The organism is Nocardia sp. NPDC052254, from assembly GCF_040679495.1.
Lineage (GTDB): Bacteria > Actinomycetota > Actinomycetes > Mycobacteriales > Mycobacteriaceae > Nocardia.
Genome location: NZ_JBFAUW010000002.1, coordinates 73,551 through 91,869, shown reverse-complemented (window position 1 = coordinate 91,869; position 18,319 = coordinate 73,551). Strand labels below are relative to the sequence as shown.

Annotated in this window: 17 protein-coding genes and 1 tRNA gene; 10 read left to right on the top strand and 8 right to left on the bottom strand. The window is 66.7% G+C overall.

Going from position 1 to position 18,319, the window contains the following annotated elements; translation table 11 throughout:
* Window positions 1-6: 6 nt before the first annotated feature.
* Both AB0L57_RS05390 and AB0L57_RS05385 read right to left on the bottom strand, forming a co-directional pair.
* A complete protein-coding gene (locus tag AB0L57_RS05390; protein WP_364957581.1) occupies window positions 7-420 on the bottom strand; it encodes a carboxymuconolactone decarboxylase family protein in 414 nt (137 codons plus the stop codon).
* On the bottom strand, window positions 410-1,345 hold the full coding sequence (locus AB0L57_RS05385) for an NAD(P)-dependent oxidoreductase (RefSeq protein WP_364957578.1): 936 nt from the start codon (window positions 1,343-1,345) through the stop codon (window positions 410-412). The genes AB0L57_RS05390 and AB0L57_RS05385 overlap by 11 nt, the downstream gene beginning before the upstream one ends.
* A 391-nt stretch (window positions 1,346-1,736) precedes the next feature.
* On the opposite strand from AB0L57_RS05385, the gene AB0L57_RS05380 reads away from it, so the two are divergent.
* The 5 genes from AB0L57_RS05380 (at window position 1,737) to AB0L57_RS05360 (ending at window position 6,846) form a co-directional block, all read left to right on the top strand.
* Window positions 1,737-2,285, top strand: coding sequence for a nuclear transport factor 2 family protein (locus AB0L57_RS05380; RefSeq protein WP_364957575.1), 549 nt, complete (start codon window positions 1,737-1,739; stop codon window positions 2,283-2,285).
* Window positions 2,286-2,290: 5 nt separating this feature from the next.
* Complete coding sequence (locus tag AB0L57_RS05375) at window positions 2,291-3,547, top strand: hypothetical protein (protein ID WP_364957572.1); 1,257 nt, start codon at window positions 2,291-2,293, stop codon at window positions 3,545-3,547.
* Window positions 3,548-3,583: 36 nt separating this feature from the next.
* Window positions 3,584-5,197: an acyl-CoA synthetase gene (locus AB0L57_RS05370; RefSeq protein ID WP_364957569.1), complete on the top strand. Its 1,614-nt coding sequence runs from the start codon at window positions 3,584-3,586 to the stop codon at window positions 5,195-5,197.
* A gap of 81 nt (window positions 5,198-5,278) precedes the next feature.
* The gene (locus AB0L57_RS05365; RefSeq protein WP_364957566.1) at window positions 5,279-5,962 is read left to right on the top strand and encodes an acetoacetate decarboxylase family protein; all 684 of its coding nucleotides are present in this window, start codon (window positions 5,279-5,281) and stop codon (window positions 5,960-5,962) included.
* 116 nt (window positions 5,963-6,078) lie between these two features.
* The gene (locus AB0L57_RS05360; RefSeq protein WP_364957563.1) at window positions 6,079-6,846 is read left to right on the top strand and encodes an SDR family oxidoreductase; all 768 of its coding nucleotides are present in this window, start codon (window positions 6,079-6,081) and stop codon (window positions 6,844-6,846) included.
* An 84-nt stretch (window positions 6,847-6,930) separates the two neighbouring features.
* On the opposite strand, the gene AB0L57_RS05355 is transcribed toward AB0L57_RS05360, so the two are convergent.
* Window positions 6,931-7,752, bottom strand: a complete 822-nt coding sequence (locus tag AB0L57_RS05355) for a crotonase/enoyl-CoA hydratase family protein (protein WP_364957560.1) — start codon at window positions 7,750-7,752, stop codon at window positions 6,931-6,933.
* Between the two features lie 154 nt (window positions 7,753-7,906).
* On the opposite strand from AB0L57_RS05355, the gene AB0L57_RS05350 reads away from it, so the two are divergent.
* A complete protein-coding gene (locus tag AB0L57_RS05350; RefSeq protein ID WP_364957557.1) occupies window positions 7,907-9,550 on the top strand; it encodes a succinic semialdehyde dehydrogenase in 1,644 nt (547 codons plus the stop codon).
* Between the two features lie 101 nt (window positions 9,551-9,651).
* Here AB0L57_RS05350 and AB0L57_RS05345 read toward each other — a convergent pair whose 3' ends face one another.
* Complete coding sequence (locus AB0L57_RS05345; protein ID WP_364959246.1) at window positions 9,652-10,962, bottom strand: lipase family protein; 1,311 nt, start codon at window positions 10,960-10,962, stop codon at window positions 9,652-9,654.
* A 191-nt stretch (window positions 10,963-11,153) separates the two neighbouring features.
* Here AB0L57_RS05345 and AB0L57_RS05340 point away from each other — a divergent pair, with 191 nt between their 5' ends.
* Together AB0L57_RS05340 and AB0L57_RS05335 are read left to right on the top strand one after the other, a co-directional pair.
* A complete protein-coding gene (locus AB0L57_RS05340; protein WP_364957554.1) occupies window positions 11,154-11,783 on the top strand; it encodes a TetR/AcrR family transcriptional regulator in 630 nt (209 codons plus the stop codon).
* 181 nt (window positions 11,784-11,964) lie between these two features.
* A complete protein-coding gene (locus tag AB0L57_RS05335; protein WP_364957551.1) occupies window positions 11,965-12,798 on the top strand; it encodes an SAM-dependent methyltransferase in 834 nt (277 codons plus the stop codon).
* Window position 12,799: 1 nt separating this feature from the next.
* Here AB0L57_RS05335 and AB0L57_RS05330 read toward each other — a convergent pair whose 3' ends face one another.
* On the bottom strand, window positions 12,800-13,804 hold the full coding sequence (locus AB0L57_RS05330) for a 2-oxoglutarate and iron-dependent oxygenase domain-containing protein (protein WP_364957548.1): 1,005 nt from the start codon (window positions 13,802-13,804) through the stop codon (window positions 12,800-12,802).
* Window positions 13,805-14,075: 271 nt separating this feature from the next.
* Here AB0L57_RS05330 and AB0L57_RS05325 point away from each other — a divergent pair, with 271 nt between their 5' ends.
* Together AB0L57_RS05325 and AB0L57_RS05320 are read left to right on the top strand one after the other, a co-directional pair.
* Window positions 14,076-15,119, top strand: a complete 1,044-nt coding sequence (locus AB0L57_RS05325; protein WP_364957545.1) for an ABC transporter substrate-binding protein — start codon at window positions 14,076-14,078, stop codon at window positions 15,117-15,119.
* Between the two features lie 53 nt (window positions 15,120-15,172).
* On the top strand, window positions 15,173-16,444 hold the full coding sequence (locus AB0L57_RS05320; protein ID WP_364957544.1) for a low temperature requirement protein A: 1,272 nt from the start codon (window positions 15,173-15,175) through the stop codon (window positions 16,442-16,444).
* Window positions 16,445-16,465: 21 nt separating this feature from the next.
* Here AB0L57_RS05320 and AB0L57_RS05315 read toward each other — a convergent pair whose 3' ends face one another.
* From AB0L57_RS05315 to AB0L57_RS05305, 3 genes are all read right to left on the bottom strand, one after another.
* Window positions 16,466-16,681, bottom strand: coding sequence for a hypothetical protein (locus AB0L57_RS05315; protein ID WP_364957541.1), 216 nt, complete (start codon window positions 16,679-16,681; stop codon window positions 16,466-16,468).
* A gap of 169 nt (window positions 16,682-16,850) precedes the next feature.
* Window positions 16,851-16,924 (bottom strand) — tRNA-Pro (locus AB0L57_RS05310).
* Between the two features lie 56 nt (window positions 16,925-16,980).
* Entirely contained in the window at window positions 16,981-18,309 is a 1,329-nt protein-coding gene (locus AB0L57_RS05305; RefSeq protein ID WP_364957538.1) for a hypothetical protein, read from the bottom strand.
* Window positions 18,310-18,319 lie beyond the last annotated feature (10 nt).

The following is an 18,319-nucleotide window of genomic DNA, read 5'->3' as shown; positions in this document are numbered from 1 at the left end:
GATTCCTCACTTCTCGGCGGATCGTGCGGCGCGGGCGGCGGCCTTCTGTTCGGCCGCCGCGACCTTGCCGACGACGTCGTTGAACTTCGTACCGGCGGCCCAGCCGGTGTAGTGACACAGGAAGATCGCGATTTCGCGGAGCTGTTCCTCGGTCAGCTCGCCGTTGCGCAGCGCGGCGCTGACCTGGATCTCGGACACATCGTGCAGCCCTTGCGCGGTGAGCGCGCCGAGCAGCAGCAGCCGGCGATCACGGATGGTCAGTTCCGGCCGGCTCCAGATATCGGCGAACAGGTGATCCACGGTCGTCGCGAAATGCGCACCGGGCCCGTCGGTCACCTCCCAGCCGTACACCTCGCCCATCTTGGCCAGCCCACGCGCACGACGCTGTTCGGGCGAGAGGTCGTCGATGTCACTGCTCATGGTTCTCCTCGGAAGTCGATGTGGCGTCGGACTCTTCTGCCGCACGGGAAAGATCGCCCGGACCCACGCCGAGACCGTCGCCGAGTCCTCCCAAAGCCCTTCGGGCGAAGGGCAATTCGACACCGAGCCGCTCGCCCAGCGCCAGCGCGAGCGACAGATCCTTCTCGCCGAGGTCGCGGGTGTGGGTGAAGATCGGATGCCAGAAATCGTCCGCGGCGACAGGGGCGGTGGTGTCGCGCAACATGATCGCGCCCGCGCCGCCGGTGATCGCGTCCGAATGCCGGACGACCTTGCCCAGATCGACGATGTTCAGCCCGGCCGCCTCGGCCAGTCGCTGTGCCTCCGCGGTCGCGGTGAACGAGACGAAGTGCAGCAGGTTGCGGGCCAGTTTCATCCGGGTCCCCGCGCCGACCTCACCGGCGTGTACGACCAGGTCGGCCCAGTGCCCGAACGGCTCGCGCACCTTCTCGAAGGCGCTGTCGCTGCCACCGACCATGACCGCGAGCGAGCCCTTCTTGGCACCCGCGGCGCCACCGCTGACCGGCGCGTCGACGAACTCCACCCGATGTTCGGCGCAGGTTTGCGCCAGTTCCTCCGCGGTGCGGTCGCTGATGGTGGAGTGCACCGCCACCACCGTGCCCGGCCGAGCCGTGCCGAGAATGCCGTCGGGCCCGGTCAGTACCGAGCGGACCTGGGCGTCGTTGAGGACAACCACGGAGATCACGGTGGCGCGTTCGGCCACCTCGGCCGCGGTTTTCGCCGGCTCGGCGCCGCCGGCCACGAACGGCGCCATCGCCTCCGCCCGGGTATCGCAGACGATCAGGCCACCGGCGCGATCGAGAAGGCGTTCGGCCATCGGAGCACCCATGTTGCCGAGGCCGATGAAACCGGCGGCAGTGGTGCTGTCGTTCGTGGACCCGCTCATGGGTGCCTTTCGATACTGTCTGGACACGTGTACGGAACTATAGGTTCGACTCTGATCTTGGCGCAAGAACTTGTTTCAATTCCAGCTATCCGCTAACGGCTGTCGCACCGTGTCTACCACGGCTCATCGGTTCCGCCGGAACGGGCCGCGCAACCACTTCTCGGTGGCAAAAATGGTTGATCCGTTGTCGGGTCACGATTGCGGTGGTAGCGTCCAGACACATGTCCAGCTATGTGTCTTTCGCGGCTGACCGCGAGGGATCTCCCGGCCTGAACTCGTTCTCGAAACCGGGCTGACGGACCCACGACTCCCGCGATCGCCACAGCCCGGCGGTTGCCCCGACTCAGGCCATCGGCGCCGGCCGGTGACACCGAATGTGAAGGAAACTGCGATGTCCGGATTCGACCGGGACGAACTCGACGAAATGGTCCGCCGCTGGGTGGTGGAGAACGAGAACTGCGAGAAGGCGGGCGACTGGCGTCCGCTGGCCGATATGTACACCGAGGACGCCACCTACGGCTGGAACTACGGCCCCACCCAGGAGTTCATGTCCGTGGGCCGTGAGGAGATCCGCGAGCTGGCCCTCGGGCAGGAGATGGAAGGCCTGGAGGGCTGGACCTACCCCTACCAGGACTTCGTGATCGACGAGCGCAGCGGCAACGTGATCGGCCTGTGGAAGCAGGTCAACGAGAACACTCGTGCCGACGGCAGCCACTACAGCCCGGAGGGTATCGGCGGCAGCTGGTTCCGCTACGCCGGCAACTTCCAGTGGTCCTGGCAGCGTGACTTCTTCGACTTCGGCAATGTCTCGGCGCTGTTCCTCGAGATGATCACGGCGAACGCGCTGTCGGACGGTATGCAGAAACGCATCGAGCGCTCGGGTGCCGGGCCGCTGCCGGGGTGGTACAAGATCGGCGAGTCGCCGGTCCCGCTGTGGTGACCGACATGTCGGTGAATGCGGTGCCGCAGAGCAGGTTCGCCGAGCTCGGTCGTGAGCAGCTGGCGATCCTGGTGCCCGAACTGCTGTTGTGCGGGCATCTGATCGACCGTTCCGGGATGGCGCATTCCATCGGCGCCTTCGGCCGCGACGGTATGGCCGAGGTGGCGATCGAGGAATGGCAGCTGGCCAGTCCGATCTACACCCGGCGGATGCGCGCGGCCCTCGATATCCCCGGTGACGGGGTGGTCACCATTTTCAAAGGGCTGCAACTGGATATCGGTGCGCCACCGCAGTTCATGGACTTCCGCTTCCGTGTCGAGGACGACCGCAACGGTGAGTTCTGGCTGGATCACTGCGGCGCGCTCGCCGATGTCGAGCCGATGGGTGAGGACTATGTGGTGGCCATGTGCCACACCATCGAGGACCCCACCTTCGACGCGACCGCGCTGGCCACCAATCCGCACGCGCAGGTGCGTCCGGTCCACCGGCCGCCCCGGCAACCGGCCGATCGGGTTCCGGTGTGCGCGTGGACGGTTCGCATCGACCCGGCCAACGAGCCGCCGAAGGAACCGGCCAATGCCGAGCGGATGTCCCGATTCGCCGCGGTGGACATCGAGCTGGCGCCGATCGAGAACGATGGACCCGGCCGGTCCGACTACGCCGGACCATTGCTGAGCGATATCGATTTCTCGGACTTCTCGCATTCGGCGCTGGTCCGGATGGCCGACGAGGTGTGCCTGCAGCAGCATCTGCTCAACCTCGCCTTCCTGATCGCGGTCGAGGAGCGCGCGGATCTGGAGGTGATGGCCGACATCGCCCGCAAGCAGTTCGCCGGTATCGCGGGACTCACCTCCGAGCGATTGCGCGAAACCCTGGGACTCGGCACCGGATTCGGCGATCTGGCACAGGTGCTGCGAGTGCATCCGGCGTGGAATCCGTTGCCGTATGTGGACATGCGCATCGATGCCTACCACGATTCCGCGGTACTGCGGATCGGGCGGGACAGCCCCGGCGTGCGTGACGGTGGCTGGCCGGCGGCGATCGATGCCGATCACCTCGAACCGCTGGCCGCGATGGTCCGCGGTGTGAACCCGTGCTTCGATGTGCACGCCCGAGCCGGGGACGAATCCGAGCTCGTTGTCGAGATAACCCTGGCCGCAACACCTTTCAAGGAAGTTCCCGAGGTCGCCATCACCCGGTTCAGCACGGGTGCGGACTTCCACTTCTCGCCGCGACAGTCCCTGCCGCTGACCGTCGTCTAGTTCCGATACGCCGCACGTAACGAGAGATTTCGACACATGCCCAATAATTTCGCCGACCTGTTCGAGCACGCCGTGGACGCCATGCCGGATCGGGTGGCGCTGGTGCAGGGCGATCGCCAGGTCACCTATCAGGATCTGGAGAATCGCGCCAACCAGCTGGCCCACCACCTGGCGTCGGTGGGGCTGGGGGAGGGTAGTCATATCGGGTTCCAGATGCACAACAGCATCGAGACCATGGAAACCCTGATCGCGGCCTTCAAATTGCGTGCGGTACCGATCAATATCAACTACCGCTACGGCGCCGACGAACTGCGTTACGTCTACGACAACGCCGATCTCGAAGCCGTGATCCACCACCGCTGCTACTCGCCGGTGGTGGATCAGGTGCGCCCGCAGATCACCACGCTGCGGCACGCCTTCGTCGTCGACGACGATCAGGGTGGTGACGGGGTCGCCAGCGAATCCAGGCCCTATGCCGAGGCGTTCGAGAACAGCTCCACCGCACGGGATTTCGCGGAGCGCAGCCCCGACGATCTGTTCATGATGTACACCGGCGGCACCACCGGAATGCCCAAGGGGGTGATGTGGCGCCAGGAGGACATGTGGCGGGTCCTGGGCGGTGGAATCGACTTCTACACCAATGTCCCGGTCGCCGACGAGTACGAGCAGTCCCGCGTCGGTTCGGGTAACGATCCGCTGCGCTGGCTGATCCTCCCGCCGCTGATCCACGCCGCCGCGATGATGCCCACCTTCACCGCGCTGTGGTCGGGCCAGACCGTGATCTACGAGCCGCGTTTCGATCCCGATCGGGTGTGGCAGGTGGTGGCCGCTCGCGGCGCCCACATCATGGTCATGACCGGTGATGCGATGGCGCGCCCGCTGGTGACCTCCTACCAGCGGACGCCGGTGGACGCCTCGACCGTGGTGGCGCTGGCGTCCGGGGCCGCCCTGCTGTCCCAGCCGGTGAAGAACGACATGCTGGAACTGTTCCCGAATGCGATGATCACCGATTCGATCGGTTCCTCGGAGACCGGATTCGGCGGTATCGGGGTGGCGGAGAAGGATGCCGATCCCGGCCGCGGCCCGCGGGTGCAGACCGGGCGCGGTGCGGTCGTGGTGGACGACGAGGGCCACCCGGTCGAACCCGGTGCCGAGGGCTGGATGGCCAAGACCGGTTCGGTGCCGCTGGGTTACTACAAGGATCAGGCCAAGTCCGACAAGCTGTTCCGCACCGTCGACGGCGTGCGGATGGTGATCACCGACGACCGCGCGCGGGTGGAACCGGACGGTCACATCACCCTGCTCGGCCGCGGCAACATGGTCATCAACACCGGCGGCGAGAAGGTCTTCGTCGAAGAGGTGGAGGCGGTCGTCAAATCCCACGCCGGCGTCTTCGACGTGGTGGTCATCGGTGTACCGCACGAGCGCTGGGGGCATCAGGTCGCCGCCGTGGTGTCGGTGGACGGTGCGGGACCGCTGGACTTCGCCGATCTCGAGGCGCATGTGCGCACACATCTCGCGGGCTACAAATTGCCGCGCAGCATCTGGGTGGTCGATGTCGTCGGCCGCACGCCCAGCGGTAAGCCGGACTATCGGGCGGCGAAGGCGCACGCCGAGAAGCAGGCGCCCGATTTCGTCGTCGGGAGCTGACGCCGGGGCGCCCCCGTCCCGGTGAGTGGGAATTCTGGGCGGGGGCTGCCCAGGTGAACTGGAACGTGTTCTACTTGAAGGGTGACAGCGGTGCATTCCGTCCTCGGTGACAAAGTCAGCATGCCGGTCGAGATCCGTGACGCCGACGCCTGTGCGGCCACATTTCTCGTCGACGCCCGAGCCGCGCGCGAGATCGTCGCGCCGACCGGGCTGCAACCGCTGCTGGTCGCGGGAAGGGCGGTGGCCTCGCTGGTCTTCGTGCGCTATGTGGACGGCGATCTCGGCCCCTACCACGAATTCGGGCTCACCCTGATGGTGCGCGGGGACGACGGCGGTCTCGGTGTGTACATCCCGTGGTTGCCGGTGAACCAGACCTTCACCTGTGCCGCGGGCCGCGAGATCTGGGGCTTCCCCAAGGAGATCGCCGACATCGAGGTCACGCCGATACGCCGGGGCAAGCGCTGCGAGGTGCGGATCGACGGCAGCCTGGTGGTCGCGATGGAGACCGCCGGTGGTGTGCCGTCGCCGGGTGGAATGGGTGGTGCCTCGATCGCCGCCTACACCCTCATGGACGGCGTGCTGCGCCGTACCCCGTGGGTGATGAATCCCGCACAGGTGCGAATGGGTGTGGGCGGCACCAGGATCGAACTCGGCGACCACCCCGTCGCCGATCAGATGCGGGCGCTCGGCCTGCCCAAGCGCGCGATGTTCAGCAGCCGGATCGGTGTGCTGCGCATGACTTTCGAGGATGCCGTGGTCGTCTGACCGCTCGCCGCCGGTGCGGGAGTGGTCCCCGGGGTGTCGGCAGGACGAATGGCGATGATCCGGCGATCCATCCACGGGTTCGCGATGCGGGAGTCCGCACGATCGGAGGAGGTTCGATGACCAAGACAGCACTGGTGACCGGTGCGGCCAGCGGTATGGGGCGCATGGCGGCCCAGCGGCTGGCGGCCGCGGGCTATCGGGTGGCCGCACTCGACATCAACGAGACGGGCTTGGCCGAAACCGCCCGCCGTTCCCCGAACATGAGCACCTACACCTGTGATGTCGCCGACGAGCAGGTGGTGCGGACGGTCATCGAGAAGGTGCGTGCCGATCTCGGGCCGATCGATCACGTGGTGCACGCGGCCGCGCTGTGCCGCGTGGGTTCGGCTCTGACCCATGATGTTTCGGAGATGCGCCGGTTGATGGACATCAACTACGGCGGAACCATCAATATCTGCCAGGCGATCGTGCCGGAGATGAAGCAGCGCGGCCGCGGGACCCTGGTGCTGTTCGCCTCGGTGGCCGGTTGGCTGCCGTCACCGGGGCTGGCCGCCTACTCCGCGTCCAAATTCGCCGTCGTCTGCTACCACGAGGCGCTGGCGCAGGAGTTGCACGGCACGGGTGTGCGGGTGATCTCGATCTGCCCGCCGATCGTGGAAACCCCACTGCTGGACGGAATTCGATCCCAGAACGAGTCGGTGGTCGCCGGCCAGAAGGGGGTCACGCCGGAGAAGGTGCTCGATGCGGCGGAACAGGCCGTGGCCGATCCCAAGGCGCCGCTGTTCATCTTCCCCGGACCGGCCAAGCCGCTGGTGCTGGCCCGCCGGTTCGTGCCGAACTTCCTGCGCAAGCAGGTGATTCGGATGGTCAAGCCGGAATTGTGAGGCGGGCGGCCGGGTTCCGCGCCCGGCCTGTCCTGGTGAAACGACACGGCCGGGCTCCGATATCGGAGCCCGCCCGTTTTCGTATCAGTGGCCTTTGAACTCCGGCTTGCGGCGCTCGGCGAAGGCACGGGGGCCCTCCTTGGCGTCGTCGCTGCGGAACACGGTGAGCCCGAGCTTGGCGTCGATCTTGAACGCCTCGTCCTCGTGCATGCCCTCGGTATCGCGCATGGTCTTCAGGATCGCCTGCACCGCGAGCGGCCCGTTGGCGTTGATCTTCTCCGCGATCTCCAGCGCCTTGTCCAGCGCGGTCCCGTCCGGCACGACGTGACCGATCAGCCCGTACTCCTTGGCCTCGGCCGCGGTGATGTGCCGGCCGGTCAGCAGGATGTCGGCGGCGACGGTGTAGGGGATCTGCCGGGGCAGGCGCACCGCCGAGCCGCCCATCGGGAACAGGCTCCAGCGCGCCTCGGACACCCCGAATTTCGCGCTCTCGCCCGCGATGCGGATATCGGTGCCTTGCAGGATCTCGGTGCCGCCGGCGATGGCCGCACCCTCGACCGCCGCGATCAGCGGCTTGGTCAGGCGCCGGCCCTTGAGCAGGCCCGGGATGTTGGTCGGGTCGAAGGCGCCGCCCTCGCTCATGTTCTTGGCCGGATCCTGCTTGGTCATGGCCTTGAGGTCCGCGCCCGCGCAGAATGCCCCGCCGGCACCGGTGAGAATGCAGGAACGGATCTCCGGGTCGTTGTCGACGGTGTCCCAGGCCTGCACCATCAGTTCGAGCATCTCGCCCGACAGCGCATTGCGGACGGCCGGCCGGTTCATGGTGACGACCAGGGTGGCGCCACGCCGCTCCAGCAGCGCATGTGGTTCTGTGTTGCTACCGGTTTCAGTTGCTGCCGTCGTCATCGCCGACCCACTTTCCTCATGGTGTTACTCGCGTTTTGCGGACGAAGTTACCCCGCAACGTTGTACAGAACAATAACGTGTTCTAGTTTGGGTGATGGTGACCGCCGTCACGGGCGGCAGAGTGTTCGGTATTCGGGGTATAGGGAGATCGCTGATGGAGACAACGACGCACGGCGGCGCTGACACCGCGTCGCACGATGACGACGCGACGACGTCGCACGGCGCGAGCACGCTGCCGCCGCGGATCACGAAGACGCTGATCGATCGCCTGACCGGGATGATCGCCGCCGGTACCGCGGGTGAGCAGCGTGAACCCCGTGAGATGGTCGAGGTGTACACCGGCGCCGTGGTGGGCGCGCTGCCGCAGTCCTCGCCCGAGGATGTGGCCGCGGCCGCCGACAAGGCCCGCGCAGCGCAGCGCGAGTGGGCGCGCCGGTCGGTCAAGAGCCGGCTGCAGGTCTTCGAGAAGGCCCATGAACTGATTCTGTCCGAACTCGATACCATCGCGGACCTGATTCAGATCGGCTGCGGCAAGACGCGTCGGATGGCCATCGAGGAATCGTGCGATCCGCCGATGGTGATCAGCCACTACCTCAAGCACGCCGAGCGCATCCTGAAGCCGACCAAGCGCGGCGGTGCGATGCCCATCATCTCCACCTCCACCGAACAGCACCGTCCCAAGGGCGTGGTGGCGGTCATCGCGCCGTGGAACTTCCCGTTCGCGATCTCGATCTCCGATTCGGTCCCGGCGCTGATCGCGGGTAACGGGGTGGTGATCAAACCGGACAACAAGACCGCGCTGTGCACGCTCTACGGTGTGGACCTGCTGTGCCGCGCCGGAATGCCGCGCGATCTGATCCAGGTGGTCTGCGGTACCGGTCCCGATGTCGGCCCGGCGCTGATCGACAACAGCGATTTCGTCATGTTCACCGGCTCCACCGCCACCGGCCGCACCATCGGCGAACGCGCCGGGCGCAATCTGATCAGCTGCAGCCTGGAGCTCGGCGGTAAGAATCCGATGCTCGTTCTGGAGGACGCCAACCTCGACGAGGTCATCCCGGGCGCGGTCTTCGCGGTCTTCGGCAACTCGGGCCAGGCGTGTATGCACATCGAACGCATCTACGTCCACGATCGGGTCCACGACGAGTTCGTGCGCCGGTTCGTCGCCGCCGCGGAGGAATTGGGCGCCAAGGCCGGTGCGTCCTACACCGCCGATCCGGAATTCGGCTCCTTGGTGTCGGTGGATCACATGCACCGGGTGGCCTCGCACGTGGACGATGCGGTCGCGAAGGGCGCGACCGTGCTCACCGGGGGCAAGCCGCGACCGGAGATCGGCCCCGCCTTCTACGAGCCCACGGTGCTGACCGGTGTGACACCGGAGATGGAGCACGCGACCCTGGAGACCTTCGGTCCCGTCGTCACGATCTACCGCTACACCGACGAGAACGAGGCCATCCGGCAGGCGAATGCCACCACCTACGGGCTCAATGCCAGCGTCTGGAGTACCGATCTGGCCCGCGCGGAGCGGATCGCCGATCGGCTCGAGGCCGGCAATGTGAACATCAACGACGGTTTCGTCGCCACCTACTCGGCGAAGATGACCCCGTCGGGCGGTGTGAAACAGTCCGGTGTGGGCACCCGCCACGGTGACGCGGGCCTGCTCAAGTACACCGACACCGTCAATATCGGCGTGCAGAAGAAGCAGGTGCTCTCGGCGCGGGCGGGTATGCCGTTCGAGAAGCAGCTCAAGAGCACCCTGCTCACGCTGCGGCTCAGCCGGCGGTTGGGCATTCGCTGAGAACCGGTGACAGCCGAAAGGCCCACTCGGCGTAGTGCCGAGTGCGCCTTTCGGGTGTCCCGCACCTCGTTGTGCGGTGCCCCGGACCGCTTCCGGCGGGCCTATTTCACGCCGATCGGCTTCCCGAAGAACGAGGCGAAGGTCTCACCGAAGGTCGACGCGAGCATCTGGAAGCCGTTGGGATCCAATAACAACCAGCCCGCGTCCGCGGTGTGACAGCCCGGCTGAGCGGGTACGCCGTCGAGTCGATCACGCAGCCACAGCATGGCCGGCCCCGCACCGGAGATCTCGGTGGCCACATGTTCGGCGAGGTGCTCACGGGTGTACTGCACAGTGGCGGAAGGACTTTGGCAATAGGTGTCGACCAGGTTGTTCACCTGACCCACCGGGATGATCTCATCGGGATTGCCCTGCCAGATGTACATCGGCATATCCGGAACCGCCTTGCCCATCCTGGTGCGCTCGAGCACATCGGTGACCGCGGGCTGCTGCATCGGATCGCCCGGAACCCGCAGCATCCCTTTGATGTTCAGGAACGGAAGCAGGCTGCTGACGTACTGGACGCACAGGCCGCCCTGCACGGTCGTCACGGCCCGGCCGAGCGGATCCATGTGCTCGTCGACGAACCGCCCGAACTCCGGGTACTCATGTGTCAATCCCATGACCGCCGCCAGTACCAGGCCCGAAGTCGCTTGTCCGTTGGCGACATTCAGCGTCATCCCGAGATCGGCCGGGACACCACCCTCGGCGGTGCCGACGATATTCAGTTCCGGTGCGTAGGTGTGCTGCAACTCCGCCGCGTGCCCGGTGGCGATCGCACCGCCCGAATAGCCGTACATTCCGATGCGCGCATCCGGTGCCAGTCGCATCGGTTCGAACCGGCGGGCCGCTCGAATGCCGTCGAGTGTGATCCGGCCGGCGAGCGGCCCGGCCGCATAGGCGTTGTCGGGTCCCTCGTGGTCGGGGATCACGACCGCCCAGCCCTGCTGGAGTGTGCCCTGCGCGATGACGAATTCGGCGGGGGCCACGATCTGGCCGAGCAACGGACCGGCTGAAAGATGTTGTATCGCATAGGAAGGCGCGCAGTAGCCGGCCAGCGAGTCCTCGGCGATCTGCATCGACACCAGTTTGTCCGGGGCCGAACCCCGTGGCTTCAGCACCGTCGCGACGGCGGGGATCGGCCGGTCCCGGCTGTCGCCGGAGCGATACGACACCTGCCAGGCATCCACATTGATCGGTATGGCGCCGAGGTTGGCCACGTGCACCTCGCGGGCCGCGATGATCTCGCCGGGTGCCTTCGCGGCGACGATCTCGGCCGGCGGGTGGTAGAAGCCGGGATCCAGCTCCGGAGGTAGCGGGATCGGTGCGGCGGGTGCGACCGCAGGCGGGTCGGCGGCCGCGGTCACCGTCATCCCCGTGGTCGTCAGCACGGCCAGTGCCGCAGCCGCCGCCAGCGCACCCGCTGACCGGCGGATCCGGCGTGTCCACTGTTCGGTCACACTCGCCTCCTTCGAGTATGTGAGACTGCACCGTCTCACATGGACGCGAACTATCGCACAGGTGTGACCTCCGTCGCAACAGCGGCGCGCGCTACCGTGGTGCCGTGACGACCGCACAACGCCGCTACGGTGGCCGTGCCGTCGCGGAGCGCAAGGCGGAACGGCGTGATCGCTTCCTGCGCGCGGCGACCCGGATCTTTGCCGAGCGCGGCTACCCGAACTGTTCGCTGTCGGATGTGTGCGCGGCCGCGGGCCTGTCCCGGCGCCAGTTCTACGAGGAGTTCGCGACCAGGGAGGACGTCCTGGTCGCGGCATACGACCGGATCCAGGACGAGGCGGCCGCGGCGGTCACCGCGGCACTGACCGAGGCCGGTGCCCTGCCCGTCGGCCGGGCCGCGCTGACGACCGTGCTCACCGCGTATCTGAACTCGATCGACTCCGACCCCTACCGGGCCAAGGTCGCCTTCGTGGAAGTGGTCGGCGTCAGTGAACGGATGGAGCGGCATCGCCGCGAGCGCCGGCATCGGTGGGCGGAGGTCATCGACCTCGCGGTCGTGCCCATGTCGGGGCCGGAGGCCCGCATCGCCGGCGTGCCCGGACTGGCCGCCGGCGCTCTGGTCGGCGCGGTGAACGGACTGGTCGACGAGTGGCTGTTCCGGCAGCCACGGCCGCCCATCGGCGATCTGGTGGAACTTCTGGTCCGGGTAGCGGATTCGCTGATCGAACGACAGTGACGGCCGTGGATCAGGCCGAATCCTGATCACAGTGGCGCGATCGCGCGGGATGCACACCTGCGTCGCGCTCCCATCGCGAGAACCGTCACGGGAAATGTGGCGGTACACCCGCGCGAGAGGCATCGATACGGGAGACTCGTTACAGCAGTGCGCAATCGACAGCGATGCCAGGGGAGTCTGCATGACACAGTCTTCTGCCGCGTACCCGAGTGTGGTGCCGGTCGGAGTGGATACCGCCCGTGCCAGCATCGCGCGCGTCTACGATGCGGCGTTGAACGGCAAGGACAATTTCGAGGTCGACCGGGAAGTACTGGCGCAGGTGCGCACGGTGGCACCCCAGGTCAACGATCTGGCCTGGGCCAATCGCGATTTTCTGATCCGGGCCTGCCGCTTCCTGGCCTCTCAGGCGGGTATCGACCAGTATCTCGATCTCGGCTCCGGGCTGCCCACCTCCGAGAACACCCACCAGGTCGTGCAGCGCATCCAGCCGGATGCCAAGGTCGTCTACGTCGACAACGACCCCATGGTGCTGGCGCACGGCCGGGCGCTGCTCGGCGAGAATCCGCGGACCAGCATCGTTTCCGGCGATATCTTCCGCCCGCACGAGGTGCTCACCGATCGCACGGTCCGCTCCGAAATCGATTTCGATCGGCCGCTCGCCGTGTTCCAGATCGGCACCCTGCACCATTACCTGGGTGACGACGGCCCGGCGGTGATGCAGACCTACATCGATACCCTGCCCTCGGGGTCCTATCTCGCGCTCGCGCATTTCTACGATCCGGAGGAGCCCGAGCTCAGCGATCTCGCCCGCAAGATGGAGGAGAAATTCGTCCACAGCCCGATGGGCAGCGGCCGCTTCCGCACGGGTGACGAGATTCGGGCGATGTTCGGCGAGCTCGACATGATCGAACCCGGTCTGGTGCTGGCCGACGATTGGTGGCCGGACGGTCCACGCCTGGCCCCGCTGTCGGAAGTACGCCGCTGCATCGCCGCCGGAATCGGCCGCAAGCGGTGAGTCAGTAGGCCGATGCCGGGGCGCTCGGCGCGATGCCGTGATGGAGTTCGGCGACGTCCGGATGCGCGCGGATCCTCGATTTCCAGGCATTCTCGCCGTAGGTGTCGAAAATCGGATTCGCCGGATCCACGGTGACCCCGCGTGCTGCGGCGGCCAGTTCCGGCGGCAGCGGTAGCAGGGGAATCCGGGCGTCCAATGCCGGATTGTGGAAGTACGGGATGGAGATCCGGTCGGTGCCGGGTTCCGGCGCGAGAACGCGATGGCGGGTGGCCCGTAGATAACCACCGGTGGCGACCTCGAGAAGTTCTCCGATATTGACGATGAACGCACCGGGCAGCGGTGGTGCGTCCACCCATTCCCCGGACGACGATTCCACCTGCAGGCCCCGGGAATCCGGTTCGACCAGCAACAGGGTCAGCACACCGGAATCCTTGTGCGCGCCGACCCCCTGCGGATTATCGGGATTACCGGGGTAGCGCACGACCTTGATCAGGGTCGCGGGCCGGTCGGCGAAGGCCGGGTCGAAGAATTTTTCGTTCGCGCCCAGTGCCGCTGCCCAGTGCCGCAGCAACGATCGGCCGACACCTGCCAGCGACTCGTCCCAGGCCTGCAGTGCGGGACGAAGTTCGGGCAACGCGGAGGGCCAGAGGTTGGGGCCCTGCAGCCGGTGATAGCCCTGTGCGCCGGGAATCACCTCGGCCTCGGGGCCGATATCGATCTGTTCCCGCCAGTCGACGCGGCCGTTGGTGAGTTCACCGCCCAGCCGGGAATAGCCGCGAAACTGCGGGCTGCGCAGCTGACCGATCTCCTGCTTGGCCGCATCGGGCAGTGCGAAGAACCGTCGAGCCAGCCCGAGCAGTTCGGCGCTGCGCTCGGGTGCGATTCCGTGACCGATCAGATAGAAGAATCCGAATTCGTTTGTGGCGGAGCGCAGTTCGGCACGAAAACGGTCCGGTGCCGAATTCGCCGTGGCGAGATCGAGTACGGGGAGTGTGCGGTCGGCCATCGCGCAACCTTCGTTCTCGTTCGGGTATCGGGCTGCTCGGGCACGGATGTGCCCCACACCAGCTCTACCGTATTCGCGATGGTGTCGAAAGGGTTCGGTTCGTACCGAACGCAATGGTTCCGGAATTGCCTCGGAAATGTCACCGCGGCTGATTTCAGGGTCCGGATCGCCGTGATTCAAAGGGGCGGCTTCACGTTGTGCCACACCTATGCTCGGCCGAGCCGACAGGCGCCACCGTGCCGTCGTGCGCAGTGTCGAGAGGAATTACCTGATGTCCGGACGTATTCGCACAGCACTATCGATATTCGCAGCCGGATCGGCCGCGGCCATGCTACTCAGCGCCTGCGGCAACGGCGGGGCAGCCCATACCGAGAACGGCGTCACGTCCCTCAGATATCTGGGCTGGACCGATCAGGTCACTCTTCCGGAGCTCGCGGAGAATCTCGGATTCTTCGACGGCAAGATCAAACTCGACTATGCCGGCAACACCATCAGCGGGCCACAGGAAATCCAGACCGCCGCGACCGGGCAGGTCGACTTCGGTGGCGCTTTCGCCGGTGCGGTCGCCAAGCTGGCCGGGACCGGTGCGCCCATCACGGCGGTCGTCAACTACTACGGGTCGGACGAGAAATCCTTCCAGGGCTACTACGCGCTGGACAACAGCCCGATCCGCACGGCCGCCGACCTGGTCGGGAAAAAGGTCGGCGTCAATACGCTCGGCGGTCAGAACGAGGCCGATATTCACGATGCGCTGAAGAAGGCCGGATTGAGCGTCGATCAGATCAAATCGGTGCAGCTGGTGGCGCTGCCGCCACCGAATATCGAACACGCGCTGCGGCAGGGCCAGATCGATGCGGCGGCCTTGAACGGGCAATTCCAGCAGCGTGCGCTGGCGACCGGCGGAATTCGCCCGATCTTCACCGAACTCGACGAATACGGCGGGCCGATCAATGGTGGTCCCTACGTCTTCCGCAATGATTTCATCGCGAAGAATCCCGATGTGGTTCGCACCTTCACCACCGGCGTTGCGAAGGCTCTGGAGTGGGAGCGCACCACCCCGCGCGATCAGGTGATCGCGAAGTTCACCGACATCATCAACGGCCGGCACCGCGCCGGGGAGGACACCTCGACGCTGAAATACTGGCTGTCCGTGGGTGTTCCGGCCCGCTACGGAAAAATGTCGGACGAGGATTTCACCAGATGGCAGAGCTGGCTGGAGGACACCGGGGGCATCGACCACACGTTGGATCCGGGCAAGTTCTACACCAACAAGTTCAATTCGCTGGTGCAGACGCCGGAGGCGGCGGGTAAGTAGTGTGTCGGCCGCATCGCCGCGATTCTCCCCGGCGGTGCGGCATCATGCTGGATATGAGCGACTCCGTACCGACCGCGGCCCGCGGGCTGGCGCATCGTCTCGTACCGATGATCGGCCGCGATCCCGACGAGCAGGGCCGCGTGTCCTCACCCCTGGAGCTGCTGTTCGATCTGACCTTCGTGGTCGCGGTCGGTACCGCGGCCTCGTACTTCGCCGAGATGGTCGCGGCCGGGCATCCGGGCAAGGCGGTGCTGGCCTTCATTCTGGCGATGTTCGCGATCGTGCTCGCATGGATCAATTTCAGCTGGTTCGCCTCGGCCTTCGCCACCGACGACTGGCTCGACCGGGTACTGACCATGCTGCAGATGATCGGTGTGGTCGTCTTCGCGCTCGGATTGCCCGCGATGTTTCACTCGGTCGAGCAGGGCGATCACCTCGAGCTGCGGGTCATGGTCATCGGGTATGTCGTCATGCGGGTCGCGATGGTGTTGCAGTGGGGTCGCGCCGCACGCGAGTCGCCACAGTTCCGCAGCGTCGGCGCCGCGAATATGCGCTGGACGGTGATCGCTCAGATCGGCTGGGTGATAATCGGATTCGTTCATCTGCCACTGGCGGTGGTGATCACCGGCGTCCTCGTACTCGGCGTGCTCGAACTTCTGCTGCCGGTGATCACGCAGGGCCGCGCCGGCGGAACTCCGTGGCACCCACACCATGTCGCCGAGCGCTACAGCCTGTTCGCGATCATCACCCTGGGCGAGGGGGTGGTCGGCACCATCGCCTCCTCCGGTGATCTGCTCGGTGGTGCGGACGGCACCCACTGGAGTGCCGACGCCATCGCCATCGTCGTGGCGGGTGTGGGCCTGACCTTCGGAATGTGGTGGGTGTACTTCACCACCCCGTTCGGCGACATCCTGGCCCAGCGCCGCAATCGGGGCTATCTGTTCGGCTACGGCCACTTCCCGCTCTACATGGGTATCGCGGGTGCGGGTGCGGGTCTGCACGTCGCGGGTCTGCAACTCGAACACCATTCGCGCATCGGGCCGGTCGCGGTCGTCGCGACGCTGGCGCTCCCGGTCGGCCTCTATCTGCTGATGGTGTACCTGTTGCACACGCTGCTGTTGTCGGCTCCGGATCCGTTCCACATCCTGCTGCTGGCCCTGACCGCGGTCGTGCTGGCCGCCGCGATGATCCTCGCCGCGGTCGGAGTCTCGATCGCCGTCTGCCTGATCGTCGTGACGATCTCTCCGTTCATCACCGTGATCGGTTACGAAACCGTCGGTCACCGCCATCAGCAGCACATGCTGGCAGACCTGGAACCGTCCTGAGCGGTTCGCCCGGAGGGCTGGTCAGCGGCCGTATGGCCGCTGTGGCCACTGAGACTGCTGAGCGGGTGCGCCCGGTGCGGCGCCGTGCCACTGCCCGTTCTGCTCCGGATACAGGGGCACACCCGGCTGAGCGTTTCGCTTCCCGGACGCCTTGACCAGAGTGACGCCCACGAACACCATGCCGACGATGAGGATGATGATCCCGAGGATCACCACAATTCCGAGGAGTCCAGCCACGAAGCTAGTTGTAGCACAGGCTTTTCCGGACCGTCCCAAATCGTGTGGCGCGTTGGGCGACCCGCCGTGCGAAGATCGCCACCCCCGCGGTGACCCCGCGCACCCGGACAAAGCAAGAGGCCCTGACCTGTGGATTGGTCAGGGCCTCTACCGTGTCTCCACACACGAGTCGGGGTGACAGGATTTGAACCTGCGACCTCTTCGTCCCGAACGAAGCGCGCTACCAAGCTGCGCCACACCCCGTGAGTTGAGCCTGTCGTAGCTTACAGCAGCCGAGTCCGGAACATTAAATCCGCTGGTTACCGGGCCGGCAGCGGGCGGATGGTGGAAAGGATCCGCTTGGCGGTCGCCTTGTCCACGGACTGGTCCACGCCGGTGTCGGCGGCGATGGTCATGACGAAGTTCCCGTTCTCGCTCGGGAACGCGAAGGTGTACACCGTGAAGGTGGTCGCGCAGCCGGGCGCCGGGGCGGGCGCGCTGCCGGTGGTCTCGACGAAGGCGCCGTGCAGCTGGCCGTCGGCCGAGACCATCGGTTCCGCGGCGCCGGGCGTACCGACCCTGGCGTCGGTCCAGCCGAATGCGCCGATCCGCTTCCCGATGTCGGCGGCGGCCGCGGCCGGATCCGGTTGCTGGGACAAGGTCAGGAAGGCATTGGTGCGGGTGTAGTTCGGGCAGTAGTTCTTGCCGTCCTGGGTGAGCCCGGCGACCTCGATCGTGTCGGAGCCGCTGCCCCACACCGCGGTCGTCACCTCGGCGGGCTTCCATCCCGCGGGCGCGTCGTAGGCGGCACCGCGGTCGAGAATCTGTACCACTTGATAGCCGAGGATCGTCGGCGGCGGTGCCTCGCCGGGTGGGACCGCCGGGACGGGCCGTGGCTCGGGAGCCGGCTGCGACGATGGGGCGGCGGGCGGCGATTGCGGTGGGGGAAGCCGATTTTCACTGCTCAGAGCGCTCACCATGGAGGGGGTTCCGGACTTCGCGGTGGTCGAACCTTCCGGGTTCCGGCTCGCGATGATCGCCACCGTCACACCGATGGCGATGACGACCACCACGCCGATCCCGCTGAGCAGTAATACTTTCCGGCGCCGCGGCGGCCGGCCGGGTGGCGGTTGCGCCGGCGGCTGGAACTGCGCGGTCGCCGGATGCTGCGCCTGGTTCCAGCCCGAATGTTCTTGTGGGGCACCAGGTTGCGCACCAGGGCCCGGCACCGGCGGGAAGGCGTACTGTGGCCCGAAATTCGGGGCCGGTGCGGGCTCCGGCCCCGGCGCCTGGCCGACCCATCCGAATGCCGTTGTGGGTGCATCGGTCCCACCGAACCCGGGTCCGTGGGCCGCCCCGCCGGGAGACGTCGTGCCCGGCTCGGGGACTCCGAAACCCCCGCCAGGGGGCGAGACTCCGGGGCCGGGCGGTGCGAAACCGGCCGGACCGCCGTGAGCTGCGGCGGGATCCGGACGCGACCACGGGGTTGCCTGCGACGCAGGTGGTTTGGTCACACCCTCCGGAGTGCGCGGGATCGCCTCGGTGGGTGCGGCCTCGGGGAAGCCGGCCGGGGGCGCGCAGTCGCGCCTGTCGTCCGGGGCGTCGTCCGGCTCGAACCCACCACCGTTCTGTCCGAACCCAGTGCCCACCGTGTACCCC